At 61.1% G+C, this 15821-nt stretch carries 10 protein-coding genes, 2 tRNA genes, 1 rRNA gene and 1 riboswitch; of the genes, 8 read left to right on the top strand and 5 right to left on the bottom strand.

Annotation, left to right across the window (positions count from 1 at the left end):
* Positions 1-68: 68 nt before the first annotated feature.
* Genes AB8A27_RS21760 through AB8A27_RS21750 form a run of 3 tightly spaced genes read right to left on the bottom strand, consistent with a single transcriptional unit; the run spans position 69 to position 2993 of the window.
* On the bottom strand, positions 69-1010 hold the full coding sequence (locus AB8A27_RS21760; protein WP_441243696.1) for a prephenate/arogenate dehydrogenase family protein: 942 nt from the start codon (positions 1008-1010) through the stop codon (positions 69-71).
* A 1-nt stretch (position 1011) separates the two neighbouring features.
* On the bottom strand, positions 1012-2115 hold the full coding sequence (gene hisC, locus AB8A27_RS21755; RefSeq protein WP_441243695.1) for a histidinol-phosphate transaminase: 1104 nt from the start codon (positions 2113-2115) through the stop codon (positions 1012-1014).
* Positions 2116-2141: 26 nt separating this feature from the next.
* Positions 2142-2993: a chorismate mutase gene (locus AB8A27_RS21750; protein WP_441243694.1), complete on the bottom strand. Its 852-nt coding sequence runs from the start codon at positions 2991-2993 to the stop codon at positions 2142-2144.
* Positions 2994-3207: 214 nt separating this feature from the next.
* Positions 3208-3287: riboswitch (SAM riboswitch) on the top strand.
* 87 nt (positions 3288-3374) lie between these two features.
* Between AB8A27_RS21750 and metX the strand changes: the two genes are divergently transcribed.
* The 3 genes from metX to AB8A27_RS21735 all read left to right on the top strand — a co-directional run bounded on the left by metX (position 3375) and on the right by AB8A27_RS21735 (position 6252).
* On the top strand, positions 3375-4577 hold the full coding sequence (metX, locus tag AB8A27_RS21745) for a homoserine O-acetyltransferase MetX (RefSeq protein ID WP_441243693.1): 1203 nt from the start codon (positions 3375-3377) through the stop codon (positions 4575-4577).
* A gap of 2 nt (positions 4578-4579) precedes the next feature.
* Positions 4580-5266 (top strand): methionine biosynthesis protein MetW, encoded by a 687-nt coding sequence (metW, locus tag AB8A27_RS21740; RefSeq protein ID WP_441243692.1) that lies wholly within the window; start codon positions 4580-4582, stop codon positions 5264-5266.
* A 341-nt stretch (positions 5267-5607) separates the two neighbouring features.
* Positions 5608-6252 (top strand): TIGR02594 family protein, encoded by a 645-nt coding sequence (locus AB8A27_RS21735; protein WP_441243691.1) that lies wholly within the window; start codon positions 5608-5610, stop codon positions 6250-6252.
* A 6-nt stretch (positions 6253-6258) separates the two neighbouring features.
* Here the strand turns inward: AB8A27_RS21735 and AB8A27_RS21730 are convergent, their stop codons facing one another.
* Positions 6259-7032 (bottom strand): MOSC domain-containing protein, encoded by a 774-nt coding sequence (locus AB8A27_RS21730; protein WP_441243690.1) that lies wholly within the window; start codon positions 7030-7032, stop codon positions 6259-6261.
* A 231-nt stretch (positions 7033-7263) separates the two neighbouring features.
* Between AB8A27_RS21730 and clpB the strand changes: the two genes are divergently transcribed.
* Both clpB and AB8A27_RS21720 read left to right on the top strand, forming a co-directional pair.
* Positions 7264-9903: an ATP-dependent chaperone ClpB gene (clpB, locus tag AB8A27_RS21725; protein WP_441243689.1), complete on the top strand. Its 2640-nt coding sequence runs from the start codon at positions 7264-7266 to the stop codon at positions 9901-9903.
* A 74-nt stretch (positions 9904-9977) separates the two neighbouring features.
* Entirely contained in the window at positions 9978-10616 is a 639-nt protein-coding gene (locus AB8A27_RS21720) for an NAD(P)H-binding protein (protein ID WP_441243688.1), read from the top strand.
* Positions 10617-10694: 78 nt separating this feature from the next.
* On the opposite strand, the gene AB8A27_RS21715 is transcribed toward AB8A27_RS21720, so the two are convergent.
* Positions 10695-12758, bottom strand: coding sequence for a peptidoglycan DD-metalloendopeptidase family protein (locus AB8A27_RS21715; RefSeq protein WP_441243687.1), 2064 nt, complete (start codon positions 12756-12758; stop codon positions 10695-10697).
* 833 nt (positions 12759-13591) lie between these two features.
* Here AB8A27_RS21715 and AB8A27_RS21710 point away from each other — a divergent pair.
* The 3 genes from AB8A27_RS21710 (at position 13592) to AB8A27_RS21700 (ending at position 15524) form a co-directional block, all read left to right on the top strand.
* Positions 13592-15078 (top strand): 16S ribosomal RNA (locus AB8A27_RS21710).
* A gap of 201 nt (positions 15079-15279) precedes the next feature.
* A tRNA-Ile gene (locus tag AB8A27_RS21705) sits at positions 15280-15356 on the top strand.
* A gap of 92 nt (positions 15357-15448) precedes the next feature.
* Positions 15449-15524, top strand: a tRNA-Ala gene (locus tag AB8A27_RS21700).
* Positions 15525-15821: the final 297 nt, after the last annotated feature.

Below are 15821 nucleotides of genomic sequence, written 5' to 3'. Positions count from 1 at the left end.
GTCTCGCCCGCTTCGCGGTCGATCCACCCTCTCCCGCAAGCGGGAGAGGGGACGAGAGAGCGCCTCCGCTAGCCGTCCTTCTTCGTCAGTGCCTGATGCTTGCGCCCGAAGTCCGGCGCCGCTTCATCCTGACCAATACTGACGATGCCGCGGCGGATCGCGCGCGTCCGGGTGAAATGCTCGAACAGCGCATCGCCGTCATCGCGGCGAATGGCACGGGTCAGCTTCGACAGGTCTTCCTGGAAGGTGCCGAGCATTTCCAGCACCGCGTCCTTGTTGGCGAGAAACACGTCGCGCCACATGGTCGGGTCTGATGCTGCGATACGGGTGAAATCGCGGAAACCGCCCGCGGAGAACTTCAGCACTTCCGAACGAGTCACGTCTTCGAGCTCGTCGGCCGTGCCTACGATTGTATAAGCGATCAGATGCGGCAGATGGCTGGTGACCGCGAGCACCAGGTCGTGATGCGCGGCCTGCATGATCTCGACATTGGCGCCGAGCGCAGCCCAGAAGCCGGTGAGCTTCTCGACGGCTGCGGGATCCGCACCCTCAGGCGGCGTCAGAATGCACCAGCGATTGCTGAACAGTTCTGCGAAGCCTGAGTCGGGACCGGAGTTCTCCGTGCCCGCGACCGGATGCGCGGGAATGAAGTGGATGTTGTCCGGCAGATATTCCGACATCGCCTGCAGCACCGAGGCCTTTACCGAACCGACGTCGGACACGATCGCGCCGGGCGAAAGATGCGCCGCGATGCTCTTCGCCACGTTGCCCGCCACGCCGACGGGTACGCAGGCGATGACCAGATCGGCATCCTTGACGGCGCTGGCATTGTCGTCCGCGATGCGGTCGGCGAGCTTGATCTCGACGGCGCGCGCGCGCACGGCCGCCGAATTGTCGGTGGCAACCAATTCACCGGCAAGGCCGAGCTGCTGGATGCCGCGCGCCAGCGACGAGCCGATCAGGCCGAGGCCGATCAGCGCGATACGTTTGAAGGGCGGCGTGGCGCTCACGTCATTGCCCCGAATTCGATGCCATGAATTCACGCAGCGTCTCGATCACCAGCCTGTTGGCTTCCTCGGTGCCGATGGTCATGCGCAGCGAGTTCGGCAGGCCGTAATTGGTCACGGCACGCAACACCAGCCCGCGCCTGGTCAGGAACGCATCGGCATCCGCTGCAGTCTTGCCGGTTTCCGGAAAATGCATCAGCAAGAAATTGGCTACGCTTGGCGTCACCTCGATGCCGAGCTTGGTGATTTCCTCGGTCAGGATGCCGATCCACTTGGCGGTGTACGTGCGCGACATCTCGACATGGCCGGTGTCCTCGATCGCCCCCACCGCGGCCATCATCGCCGGCGCGGAGACGTTGAACGGCCCACGAATACGGTTCATCGCATCGACGATATGCGCAGGGCCGAACATCCAGCCGATCCGCAACGCAGCCAGGCCGTGCACCTTCGAAAAGGTGTAGGTGGCGACGGTGTTCTCGGTGGTCTTCGCCAGCTCCAGGCCGTTGTCGTAGTCGCCCTTGGTCACGTAGTCCCAATACGCGGCGTCGAGCACCAGCAGCACATGCTCCGGCAGGCCGGCGCGCAGGCGCTTGATCTCGGAGGACGGCAGATAAGTGCCGGTCGGATTGTTCGGGTTCGCCAGCCACACCAGCTTGGTGCGATCAGTGACGCAGTTCAGGATCGCGTCGACGTTGCAGGTGAAGTTAGTTTCCGGAGCAACCACATTGGTGGCGCCGTTCGCTTGGGTAGCGATCGGGTAGACTAGGAAGCCGTGCGCGGTCGAAATCGCCTCGTCGCCGGGGCCGAGATAGACATGTGCGATCAGGTTGAGAATTTCGTCGGAGCCGGCGCCACAGATGATCTGCGCGGGATCGAGGCCGAAACGCTTGCCGAGCGCCTCGCGCAGCACCTTCGACGTGCCTTCCGGATAATCCTCGAGATGCGCGACAGCGGTGGCAAAGGCGTCCTTGGCGCGCGACGATGGGCCGAACGGCGTCTCGTTGGCCGACAGCTTGTAGGTCTTGCGGCCGGGCTCCACCACTGGGCTCTTGCCAGGGGTGTAGGGCGCGATATCGAGAATGCCGGGCTTCGGCACGGGACGGGACATCTTCAACTCCGGAACGTCAGATTGGCTTACGAGCGCGGTGCGCCGTTGGCGGGCACGGTATAGCGGGTTGCGTGGCTGCCGACGAGAGCCGTGGAGCGCACCGAGGCACCGGCCTCGATCAGCGCCGACTTGATCTTGTCGAGGCTTGAAGTCGACGTGATCGAGATCAGCAGCGCCGCGCCGTCAAAGGCGGTATCCGGCACGGCGACGATTTCGGCCAGCGGCGACAGCGCACGCGCGGTTTCGGCATTCCAGCCCGACACCCGTACGCTCCACATCTCGACTTCGGTCACCATGGCGCTGTCGGCGACGCGCGAGACCACAAATACGGGAAGCGCGGCCGGATGGTCGGCGCGTTCGATGAACGGCAGGCGCGCGATGATCTTCGGCGCGCCCTGAGCTTCCAGCGGGATCCACCACGGCGTGCGACTGGACGTGGCCGAGACCAGTGCGAGATCGCCCTTGGACTTGGCCACGGCCTCGACCGCTGCAGCAGCGCTGAAGTGCCCGACATACGGCACGGTGAAGCCGAAGTGAAAGCGCGCGGAATCCCGCATCGCGCTTTCGCCCAGCGACACATCCGCATGAACCGAGAACGGCGCCTGCACGTAAGTGAAAGTCGAGATGATCACCCGCCAGATGCTCTCGACGGTGTCGATCGGCAGGATGCCGCGATGGCGCTGCACCAGGCGGCGCATCATGTCGGCCTCGCGCGCTGGCCGGAAGGCCGAGCCGACCTCCTGGGTCTGCTTCACCGAGATCAGCCGGTCGATGATGTCGCCGCGCTGCATCAACAGGGCGTGAACCTGCGCGTCGATGCTGTCGATCTCTTTGCGCAGTTCGTCCAGCGAGGGCGGGGCGGGTGGTAATTTCGACATGTTCAAAACCTTCGGGACGGGAGGCGTGATAGGTCCCGTCAAGCTTGGCCGGGCCGGCTCCGGAGAGCCGGCGGGCACGGCCATTGATTAGGTAAGACGGTGCCGGAAAGCAAAGAAAACATGGAGGATTTTCCCGCAGGGCAGTTGGTCAATTTGACCGGGCCACAGCTTCGTTTGCCCATATTGACGGCATGCAGGTGTGGGACTAATATCTTGTCACTTCCGTGGTCATTTGAGCCGGCCGGCTTGCAGCCACGTTAAACAACTCGCTAAACAGGCCGGGGACAGTTTGATCCCGGCCGAACTATTTGTTCAGGCCGGGTTTTTTATGGCCTGATTCCGGTTTTGGTTTGAGCACCTCCTGAGGAGGCCGGTATCAAGATGGTAAATGTCGAACTGGTGAAGAGTCCGGTTGTCCGCCCCGATGAGCGCGGCCATGAAGCCGATCATCCAACCTCGCTGGTCGCGGGTTTTCGCATGGATCAGCCGCTGCGGCTCGACTGCGGCATCGACCTGGCCCCGTTCCAGATCGCCTATCAGACCTATGGAACGCTCAACGCCGACAAATCCAACGCCATCCTGGTTTGTCACGCACTGACCGGCGACCAGCATGTCGCCAATCCGCATCCGGTCACCGGCAAGCCGGGCTGGTGGCAGACGCTGGTCGGTCCCGGTAAGGCTCTCGATACCGACCGCTACTTCATCATCTGTTCGAACGTGCTCGGCGGTTGTATGGGCTCGACCGGTCCGGCCTCGACCAATCCCGTCACCGGCAAGATCTGGGGACTGGATTTCCCGGTCATCACCATTCCCGACATGGTGCGCGCGCAGGCGATGCTGATCGACAGTCTCGGCATCGGCCAACTGTTCTGCGTGGTCGGCGGCTCCATGGGCGGCATGCAGACGCTGCAATGGACCGCGGCCTATCCGGAGCGCGTGTTTTCCGCGCTGGCGGTCGCCTGCAGTACGCGGCATTCGGCGCAGAACATCGCATTCCATGAGCTGGGTCGTCAGGCCGTGATGGCCGATCCCGACTGGCGCGGCGGGCGTTATTTCGAGGAAGGCACGCATCCGCATCGCGGCCTCGGCGTTGCGCGCATGGCCGCGCATATCACCTATCTGTCGGATGCCGCCTTGCACCGCAAGTTCGGCCGCCGCATGCAGGACAGGGAGTTGCCGACATTCTCCTTCGATGCGGATTTCCAGGTCGAGAGCTATCTGCGCTATCAGGGCTCATCCTTCGTCGAGCGCTTCGATGCCAACTCCTATCTCTATCTGACGCGTGCGATGGACTATTTCGATATCGCAGCCGATCACAACGGCAAGCTCTCGGAAGCGTTTCGCGATACGCAGACGCGCTTCTGCCTGATGTCGTTCACGTCCGACTGGCTGTTCCCGACGGCGGAATCGCGCGACGTCGTGCATGCGCTGAATGCCGGCGGCGTCCGCGTGTCCTTTGCGGAGATCGAAACCGACAAGGGCCATGATGCCTTCCTGCTCGACGTGCCCGAGTTTCTCGATATCGCCGATGCATTCCTGAACTCCGCAGCCTCCGTGCGCGGCCTGCCTGTGACGGGGGCATAGAGATGGCGTTTCCACAACAGACCTTGCCGCTGAACTCCGCAGTGGCGACGCCGGCGCCGCGCGGCAAGCAGGATTATCGTGGCGATCACCTTCTGGTCGCGGAGATGATCAAGCCGGGCTCGAAGGTGCTCGACGTCGGCTGCGGTGACGGCGATCTGCTGCAATTGCTGGAGAGCCGCGGCATCGACGGCCGCGGCATCGAATTGTCGCGCGAGGGCGTCAACCGCTGTGTCGGCAAAGGCCTCGCAGTGGTGCAGGGCGATGCCGATACGGACTTGATCAACTATCCCGACGATGCGTTCGACTATGTGATTCTGTCGCAGACGCTGCAGGCGACGCGGCAGCCGCGCGTGGTGCTGGAGAATCTGCTGCGCATCGGCCGCAGCGCTATCGTGTCGTTTCCGAATTTCGGTTTCTGGAAGATGCGCGTGCAGTTGCTTGTCGGCGGCCGCATGCCGCGCACGGAGAATCTGCCGGCGACGTGGTACGACACGCCGAACATTCACTTCTGTACCATCAAGGATTTCGTTGTCCTGTGCGACGAGATCAACGTGAAGATGGAGCGTGCCGTTGCGCTCGATCTCTATGGCCGCCCGCTACGGCTCAATGCGCCGTGGTGGTTCTGGAACATGTTCGGAGAGCAGGGCGTTTTCCTGCTGAGCCGCGCGAATAAATCCGCACAGCCCTGATCGCGTGTAGATTTCTGCAGGATGGGAGCAGAAATACCGCGTCCTGCGCCATCTTTCCGCCGTGCATCGCAAGCCGATGCACGCATGAAGTGCGCGCAAAAAGCTAATTCAAATAGGTAATATAAGTGCGACTTGCGTGAGACGGGCGGCTGCTATGTCTATACGTATTGCAACCGTTGAAGTTGAGGCGGGTTACTCCGTTATTGCCGTTAAAAAATCGTCATCCGTTCCGTTAGAGGTCTTGTTATCGCCATACCAACTTCGTTACCACGCCCGTCCCGTTTCTCGGTCCGCGTATTTGGATCGATGGGGTTCGGGGGTGTTAAGAGGAAAAATCTGGTATGGTTCAGTTCTATGCGTATCGCCGTGCACTTCGCATCTCGGCTCTTGCGATGTGTTCGGCGGCAGTTCTTGCGTCAGTCTCTCCCGCGTCGGCACGACCCCAGCACGGTGCCTCGCGTCATTCGCACCACGTCGGCAAATACTCACACAGCGCACGTCATCACGTCCGGCATCGCGCGCGTTATGCGCGGCACAGAGGCGAAGCCACGCAGCAGGCGCCATCGTTCGGCGACTCCGCGAATTTCAATAACGCCAATGCGAGCATGAATCAGCCCTCCGGCGGTTTCGGCGGTTCGGGTATCGTCGATGCAGCGCGCAGCTTCATCGGCCGCGGCAATCCGACCGGCCGCGCGAGTTTGTGGTGTGCGCGTTTCATGAACCTGGTGCTACAGCGCACCGGTCATCAGGGCACCGGTTCGGATATGGCGCGCTCGTTCTCGAGCTACGGCCAGCGCATCTCCGGTCCGCAGGTCGGCGCCATCGCCGTGATGTCCCGCGGTCGTCGCGGCGGTCATGTCGGTGTCGTCTCGGGCATCGATGCCAAGGGCAATCCGATCATCGTGTCGGGCAATCACGGCAACCGCGTCGCCGAAGCCACCTATTCCAAGGGCCGCGTCTACGCTTACGTGATGCCGACGAGCTAAGCTCGTCTATTCTTCGACAACGATCTTATCACCGGCGGTGATCGTGCCGCCGGTGATAACCTCGGCATAGATGCCGCAATCGGCATGGCCGTAGGTCTGCAGCAGCGTTTTCGGAATCGTCAGATCCCGCGCGGCCGTATCCGGATCGACATTGGTCGCTGCACAGCGAACGATGCGCTTCACCACCTTGAGCCGGGTGCTGCCGATCGCGAGCGTCCGGTCGATCAGTTCGAATTCATGCCAGGCCGGCCAGCCCGCCACATGCAGGTTGCCGCGGAAGCGCAGCGGATGCACCGGCTGCCCGACGGCCTTTTCGAGATCCTTGACGCTGGCGAGGTTGATGATCGACACCACCTTGCGCGGGACGTCCGAAAAACTATGGCCGTCCGCGAACAGCACCTTCGGTGGTCCGCGTAGCTCGTCGGCAAAATTCGCGGCGAAAAACGCTTCGATCTCGGCTCGCCCCTCGGAGGTCTGCAGGTCGGCCCGCGCTGCCTCCACATTGTCCTGCCGGATCGTCAGCGTATGGCTGGCGTCGTCATAGTGGCTGCGCAGGGCCGCGAGGCGTTCGTTGCGCATCAGCATCAGAAACTGGGTCTTGGGAAAATATTGCGGCGCTGCCGGGTCGAACCCGATCGGGCCGTTCTCGATGGCATAGCGCCGGTCGCCCGGCAGGGTCTGGCCGGGCTTCAGCGCGACGTCTTCCAGGGGCTCGGGCGTCAGGCCCTTCACGGGATAGCGGTAGATGCTGGCAACGCTGGCGTAAGACTGTTCTGGCATGGTTCCGGTCTTAAGAGATTTGGGCTCGTGGCGCCATCGCCCAGCCGATTGGAAATTTATGCTGACCCCTTCCGTTTCCGGAACTGGCTGCCCACATTTGCATCAAGCTGGTTTTGACGCCAGCGACGACCGCAGCCGGTTGACGACAATCAATGCGGCCTGCGGATACCCAATGAAGATGCCCCATCCGTGCTTTCGAGGCGGACAGGGCAGGCCGAGGGACAACACACGATGAATATTGAGAAATACACCGAACGGGTGCGCGGCTTCATCCAGTCGGCGCAATCGCTGGCCGTGCGCGAGGGCCATCAGCAATTCTCGCCGCTGCACATTCTGAAAGTTCTGCTGGACGACAGCGAAGGTCTGGCCGGCGGCCTGATCGACCGCGCCGGCGGCAACTCCCGCGCCATCCTGAAGGCGACGGAAACCGAGCTGGGCAAGATGCCCAAGGTCTCGGGTGCCGGGGCCGGGCAGGTCTATTTGGCGCCGGCGACTGCGCGCGCCTTTGATGCCGCCGAGCAGGCGGCCGAGAAGGCCGGCGACAGTTTCGTCACCGTGGAACGGCTGCTGCTCGCGCTCTCGCTCGACAAGGATTCGGAGGCCGGCAGCCTGCTCAACAAGGGCGGCGTCACTCCGCAAAATCTCAATGCCGCGATCAATGCGCTGCGCAAGGGCCGCACGGCGGATTCCGCCACGGCCGAAAACGCCTATGACGCGTTGAAGAAATATGCCCGCGACCTGACCCAGGCCGCGCGTGACGGCAAGCTCGACCCGGTGATCGGCCGCGACGAGGAAATCCGCCGTACCATTCAGGTATTGTCGCGGCGAACCAAGAACAATCCCGTGCTGATCGGCGAACCCGGCGTCGGCAAGACCGCCATTGTCGAAGGTCTCGCGCTGCGCATCCTCAATGGCGACGTGCCGGAGAGCCTGAAGGACAAGAGCCTTCTCTCGCTCGATCTCGGTGCGCTCATCGCCGGCGCGAAATATCGCGGCGAGTTCGAGGAGCGGCTGAAGGCGGTGCTCGGCGAGGTCACCTCGGCCGAAGGCGGCATCATCCTGTTCATCGACGAAATGCATCAGCTGATCGGGGCCGGCAAGGGCGACGGCGCGATGGATGCGTCGAACCTGCTGAAGCCGGCACTGGCGCGCGGTGAGCTCCATTGTATCGGCGCGACCACGCTCGACGAATATCGCAAGCATGTGGAGAAGGATGCGGCCCTTGCACGGCGTTTCCAACCGGTCTTCGTGGCGGAACCGACCGTCGAAGACACGGTCTCGATCCTGCGCGGCCTGAAAGACAAGTACGAGCAGCATCACGGTGTTCGCATCACGGACAGCGCGCTGGTTGCTGCCGTGACGCTGTCGAACCGCTACATCACCGATCGCTTCCTGCCGGATAAAGCCATCGACCTGATGGATGAGGCTTCAGCGCGGCTGAAGATGCAGGTCGACTCCAAGCCCGAAGAACTCGACTCGATGGACCGCGAGATCGTCCGGCTCAAGATCGAGCAGGAAGCCCTGAAGAAGGAAACCGATGCCGGCTCCAAGACCCGGCTGGAAAACCTTGAAAGGGAACTCGCCGATCTCGAGGAGAAATCCGCCGCGCTGACCCAGCGCTGGTCGGCCGAGAAGAACAAGCTGTCGAATGCGCAGAAGCTCAAGAGTGAGCTCGATGGCTTGCGTCTCGAACTCGCCGAAGCGCAGCGCCGCGGCGAATATCAGCGTGCCGGCGAACTGGCCTATGGCCGGATTCCGGAACTTGAAAAGCGGCTGGCCGATATCGAAGCCAACGAGAATGCCGGCGAGATGATGGAAGAGGCGGTCACCGCCAACCACATCGCGCAGGTGGTCTCGCGCTGGACCGGCGTGCCCGTCGACAAGATGCTGGAAGGCGAGAAAGACAAGCTGCTGCGGATGGAACTGAGTCTCGGCGAACGCGTCGTCGGCCAGGCCGAAGCCGTGCGCGCAGTGGCGACGGCAGTCCGTCGTTCGCGTGCGGGTCTGCAGGATCCAAATCGGCCGATCGGCTCGTTCATGTTCCTCGGCCCCACCGGCGTCGGCAAGACCGAGCTGACCAAGGCGCTGGCGGCCTATCTGTTCGACGACGAGACCGCGATGGTCCGCTTGGACATGTCGGAATATATGGAGAAGCACTCCGTCTCCCGCCTGATCGGCGCGCCTCCGGGCTATGTCGGTTATGACGAGGGCGGCGCGCTCACCGAAGCCGTGCGGCGGCGGCCCTATCAGGTCGTGCTGTTCGACGAGGTCGAGAAGGCGCATCCGGATGTGTTCAACGTGCTGCTGCAGGTGCTCGACGATGGCCGCCTGACCGATGGTCAGGGCCGCACCGTCGATTTCCGCAACACGCTGATCATCATGACGTCGAATCTCGGCTCGGAATTCCTGGTCAACCAGCCAGAGGGCGAGGATACGTCCGCCGTGCGTGAACAGGTGATGGGCATGGTGCGCGGGCATTTCCGCCCCGAATTCCTCAACCGTGTCGACGAGATCATCCTGTTCCATCGCCTGCAGCGGAGCGAAATGGGCCGGATCGTCGAGATCCAGTTTGCGCGGCTGCAGAAGCTCTTGGAAGATCGCAAGATCACGCTGGTGCTGGACAACGATGCGCGCGACTGGCTCGCCGACAAGGGCTGGGATCCCGCCTATGGCGCCCGGCCCCTGAAGCGGGTGATCCAGCGCAGCGTCCAGGATCCGCTGGCCGAGATGATCCTCGCCGGCGACATCAAGGACGGTGACCATGTCGACATAAGCGCCGCCGGCAACGTCCTGACCTTCAACGGCCAGGCCTCCCAAACCGCGGAGATCGCGGCGTTCGAGGCGCCGGTGCCGAAGCGAAAGCTGAATTGAGCGGTTTGACGTAACCTGAATGAGCGGCCTGAATCTCTCGGTTCAGGCCGCTTTTATATTCTCGGGAGCCATTCATGACCCGCATCCTCGTCGCCGGCGCCACTGGTCTCGTCGGCCGTCACGTGATTGCCAAAGCGCTTGCCGACAGTCGGATCACGCGTGTCGTGGCGCCGACGCGTCGGCCGCTAGCGGCGCATGCGAAGCTCGATAACCCGCTGGTCGATTTTAATCGGCTGCCTGCCGAGGCCGATTGGTGGGATGTCGACGGGGTGGTTTGCGCGCTGGGAACGACGCGCGCAAAGGCCGGCTCGGACGAGGCGTTTCGCGTCGTGGATTACGACTACCCGCTCGACGTCGCCCGGCTAGCGCGCAAGCACGGCGCTAGCCGTTTCGCACTGAATTCCTCAGTCGGTGCCGACGTGCACTCAAAGCTGCTTTATCCGCGTACCAAAGGCGAAGTGGAGGAAGCGCTGAAGGCGATGGGCTTTCCGTCATTGACGATTGTGCGGCCGGGCCTGATCGGCGGCGATCGTGATGAATTCCGGCTGGGCGAACGCATCGCGGCGACGGTGCTCGGTATCTTCGGTCCGGTCCTGCCGCGCAGCTACCGGATCAGCCCCGCCGACAAGATCGCCGACGCATTGATTGAGGCCGCCGTGACAGGCGCGCCTGGTGTTCACCTGATCGGGTCTGCAGAGCTCGCTGCGAATTGATCGCCGGACCTCAGCGTCCCTTTCGGCAAGCCCGCACGGCATCGGTCTGACGCGCGGAACAAGGCGAAGAATACCGATTTAGCGACTGGTCGTCGGCCGTGCCGGAGGCACTGCGCTGGTCGCGCCGGCGTCGGACACGCGGGCGCCGGGGCCGCGCATGGTCATCTGGGTATCGATCCGGTCACGCTCCTTCTCGAAGTTTGCCATGATCGGCCCTTCGAGCGAGCGGCCGCGCGGCAGTTTCACGCGCATCGGATCGACGAAGCGGCCGTTGACCAGAATTTCGTAGTGAACGTGGGCGCCGGTGGACATGCCGGTCGAACCGACGAAGCCGATGACCTGGCCCTGCCGCACGCGCTTGCCGGGCTCCATGCCCTTGGCGAAGGCCGACATATGGCCGTAGGCGGTTTCGTAGCCGTTATTGTGCTTGATGCGGATATATTTGCCGTAGCCGCCTTCCCAGGCTGCCTTTTCGATCACGCCGTTGCCGGATGCGAAAATCGGAGTGCCGTAGGGTGTCGACCAGTCCACGCCGGTATGCATCTTGGTGTAGCCGAGGATCGGGTGGCGGCGTCCGCCGAAGCCTGAACGCATGATGGCGTTATTGACGGGTTTGCGGACCAGGAACTTCTTCGCGCTCTTGCCGGTCTCGTCATAGTAGTCGACGACCGAGTCGTCGGTGGTCAGGAAGCGATAGTATTTCTTGGTTTCGCCGCCCACCGTGAGCGAAGCGAACAGTACTTCGGTCTTTTCGGTGATGGTGGCGCCTTCATCTTCGCCGGCAAAGAACACGTCGAACGAGTCGCCGGGCTGTACTTTGCGCTGGAAATCCACGTCGTAGGAGTAGATCCGGATCATGTCCTCGATGACGGTCGCCGGAACCTTGTTGCGCAGCGCCGTCTCGTAAATGCTCTGATAGAGCCGTACGCCGGTGCCGTCATCCTCCTCGTCGTCATCCGATGCGCTTGGCGCTTCGGCGACGGTATTCATGCTGGAGACATCGACGGCGACGTATTTGCCGAGATCCGAGAGGGCGGCGACCGCCTCGATGGTGGAATCGTTGGCAACGATGACTCGGTAGGGCTGCAAACGCTGGCCCGGTCCGGCCGGCGACATCAGAATTCGAACTTTCTGGCCTTCCTTCAGTCCGCCGTCACGGCCGCGGGCACCCAGCGTAGTAGCGATTGCCTTGGCTTCCTCGGGCATTGCGCCCTGGTCGCGCAGGATGGTCAGAATGGTGTCGCCCTTCTTGACGATATGGATACGCTCGCCATTCGGGTTGCCGCCGGTCGCCTGATCCTTGGTCTTGGCCAGCAGCGTTACGTTTTCCGGCACGATGCGGGTCTCAAAACCAGCATATGGATCGGCCGTGGTGCCTTCGGCGGCATAGGCCATCTTCATGTCAGGTTGCCCGCCGATATCGCCGGTGGCGCTGGCGACGGTCGTATAGCGAACGCCGGTATTGCCGCGCCAGTTGGAGGCATCGCGCACGCGCATCAAGACTTCATCGATGGCAACGCTGGCGCCGATCTTTGCTTTCGGCAGTACCTGACCGAGATCGCGAGTGACAAAGGAGACTTCGGCGTCGGGCTCGACGGCATTCGGATTCGCCGCGGCGTCGTCGCTGTTGGGAGCGGGGCTGCCGACATCGGTCAGCAGGCGCTGCGCATTAAAGGGCGGGATCTTGGCGCTGAGATCGCTGGTCGCCATCGCCAGATTGCCGGAAATCCGGATGAAGGGCCGCACACGCATCACGTCGCGATTGCCGACGCGGGTGACGGTGGAAACTTTGAGTACCTGGCGCGCGGCGGAAGCTTCGCTCGGCGGCGGCAGGCGGTCAGACTTATGCAGGCTGGCTTGTTTGTCGGTGGCACTAAAGGCGCCGCGCAGCGCGCCTTCGACGCGTTCGGGGACCTTGGCAAAGGTCATCTCGCCGTCGAGCGACGCAAAAACGGCGCCGCCGATCAGAGCCGCGCCGCAGAGACCTGTGAGGATAGTACCACTGAACCACTGTACCGATACGCGGCGACGATCGATCACCGCGGCTTCGGAGCCATCAACGGATAGCGGCGGCTCGTGGCCGAGATCGATCATCCCGGTCTCACGATTATAGGCGCCACTGCGTGACAGTCCGTGGTTCAAGCCGACATCCCCCGAATTCCCAGCATCATGCGAAGAGTCTTCCCCAAGCACATCGCATCGACGGTCGAACAGTGCGCGCCAAAATGCTGGCCGAATGGACGAACGTCAATGCTGCAAACTCTTTCGCGGTGTTATCATTGGCCCAAAAGAGCGCTGCGATGGCGCAGTTCGTTCTTTCGAGAGACCGTTGAGCCCAGATCCCGGTCCGACCGACCCCAAAAAGTTTCAGGGGCGACGCAGAATCTTTGCACAAGGCATGCTCAGAACGTCGGAGGAATGTGGCTCTTGTACGGCGTTACCCCTGTAAAACCTACGCTTTTTGGGCCCTGACGCCTCCTCCACAGCACGTGACGATTTTCTGACGAATGGCGTTGACAGTCTCGGGTGAGGGGGCCTATAACCCGGCCACTGAGCGCGGCGGCGCCGGGGCCTTCGGCCCGGGCGATTGTTTGTGTCTCGGAAGCTTCATCACCGCGAAGAGTGCTTCAGTAGCCGATAGGTGTCGGCTGCTGATCTGTCGTCGGGTGGTTGGGTGGCAAGATTTTCTCCCTCTCCGGGAGAGTGACGCATCTGCGTCGGGCTGTTTGACAAGTTGAAAAGAAGAAAGAGAAACGTGGACGGCGGAGTCCTTGCGGGTCTTGGTGTAGAGCTTCGGCTTTATCATTGAGACCGGACGAAAGACTTCGGCGGTACACGTTTTGAACAAAGGTTAACACCATCGTTGCCAGCGCTGTGAAGCGCAGGCAGCAGATCAAATGAGCTTCGGTTTGTTTGGTTTAGTATGGTGGGACCTCGTCAATACGTTGTGATCAGCCGGTTTAAAGTTTCAAGTCCAACTTGAGAGTTTGATCCTGGCTCAGAGCGAACGCTGGCGGCAGGCTTAACACATGCAAGTCGAACGGGCGTAGCAATACGTCAGTGGCAGACGGGTGAGTAACGCGTGGGAACGTACCTTTTGGTTCGGAACAACACAGGGAAACTTGTGCTAATACCGGATAAGCCCTTACGGGGAAAGATTTATCGCCGAAAGATCGGCCCGCGTCTGATTAGCTAGTTGGTAGGGTAATGGCCTACCAAGGCGACGATCAGTAGCTGGTCTGAGAGGATGATCAGCCACATTGGGACTGAGACACGGCCCAAACTCCTACGGGAGGCAGCAGTGGGGAATATTGGACAATGGGCGCAAGCCTGATCCAGCCATGCCGCGTGAGTGATGAAGGCCCTAGGGTTGTAAAGCTCTTTTGTACGGGAAGATAATGACGGTACCGTAAGAATAAGCCCCGGCTAACTTCGTGCCAGCAGCCGCGGTAATACGAAGGGGGCTAGCGTTGCTCGGAATCACTGGGCGTAAAGGGTGCGTAGGCGGGTTTTTAAGTCAGAGGTGAAATCCTGGAGCTCAACTCCAGAACTGCCTTTGATACTGAAAGTCTTGAGTATGGGAGAGGTGAGTGGAACTGCGAGTGTAGAGGTGAAATTCGTAGATATTCGCAAGAACACCAGTGGCGAAGGCGGCTCACTGGCCCATAACTGACGCTGAGGCACGAAAGCGTGGGGAGCAAACAGGATTAGATACCCTGGTAGTCCACGCCGTAAACGATGAATGCCAGCCGTTAGTGGGTTTACTCACTAGTGGCGCAGCTAACGCTTTAAGCATTCCGCCTGGGGAGTACGGTCGCAAGATTAAAACTCAAAGGAATTGACGGGGGCCCGCACAAGCGGTGGAGCATGTGGTTTAATTCGACGCAACGCGCAGAACCTTACCAGCCCTTGACATGTCTATGACCGGTACCAGAGATGGAACCTTCCCTTCGGGGCATAGAGCACAGGTGCTGCATGGCTGTCGTCAGCTCGTGTCGTGAGATGTTGGGTTAAGTCCCGCAACGAGCGCAACCCCCGTCCTTAGTTGCTACCATTTAGTTGAGCACTCTAAGGAGACTGCCGGTGATAAGCCGCGAGGAAGGTGGGGATGACGTCAAGTCCTCATGGCCCTTACGGGCTGGGCTACACACGTGCTACAATGGCGGTGACAATGGGATGCAAAAGGGCGACCTCTCGCAAATCTCAAAAAGCCGTCTCAGTTCGGATTGGGCTCTGCAACTCGAGCCCATGAAGTTGGAATCGCTAGTAATCGTGGATCAGCATGCCACGGTGAATACGTTCCCGGGCCTTGTACACACCGCCCGTCACACCATGGGAGTTGGTTCTACCTGAAGGCAGTGCGCTAACCGCAAGGGGGCAGCTGACCACGGTAGGGTCAGCGACTGGGGTGAAGTCGTAACAAGGTAGCCGTAGGGGAACCTGCGGCTGGATCACCTCCTTTCTAAGGATGGTTCTTCAGATGCTTGCATCTATCGAACCTCTTTTGAAACATCAGTGGCCAGACATTGGATCAATGTCTGAGCTGCATAGGCGGGACACCGCCGTCTTCGTTTCTCTTTCTTCGCGGACGAACACACGCTGGGGCGTGCTTGTGTCGTGCATCTGGCGGAAGCGGATGTCGATCGCAGGCCCTATGTTGTTAGGGCTTGTAGCTCAGTTGGTTAGAGCGCGCGCTTGATAAGCGTGAGGTCGGAAGTTCAAGTCTTCCCAGGCCCACCATATTTGCGCGCTTTGCTTTCAAGGCTGCTGCTGACGTCGACATCGCATCTGCAAAACGCGAACTACAGCGTTGAGCATTCGTCTTCTGGAACGGGGGCATAGCTCAGCTGGGAGAGCGCGTGCTTTGCAAGCATGAGGTCGTCGGTTCGATCCCGTCTGCCTCCACCAGAAACTTGGTGTTGGCGATGGTATCAAAACAAACATTCAGTGTGTTCACAGTGAGCGCTATCCGAGCTGCTCCTGATTAGTCCGCTTATCACTTCGCTTGTTGGTCTTACGAGATCGACTGCGGGATTTATGACATCGTAAAGAGGAGATCGTTCCGAGGTTCGGATCTGCAAGCAATTGCGGGTACCGATCCATTATCTCCAGAGTTCATGTTCGAACGCTTCGCTTGCGAAGCTTCCGGATGATGGCTCTTTTTGGTGAAGCTTGACCGCCTCATCATCGGATCGATCTTACGAA

The organism is Tardiphaga sp. 768_D3_N2_1 (assembly GCF_052076105.1).
In the GTDB taxonomy this organism is placed as follows: domain Bacteria; phylum Pseudomonadota; class Alphaproteobacteria; order Rhizobiales; family Xanthobacteraceae; genus Tardiphaga.
The sequence above is the reverse complement of the archived record's forward strand: the minus strand, read 5'-3'. Positions and strand labels throughout refer to the sequence as shown.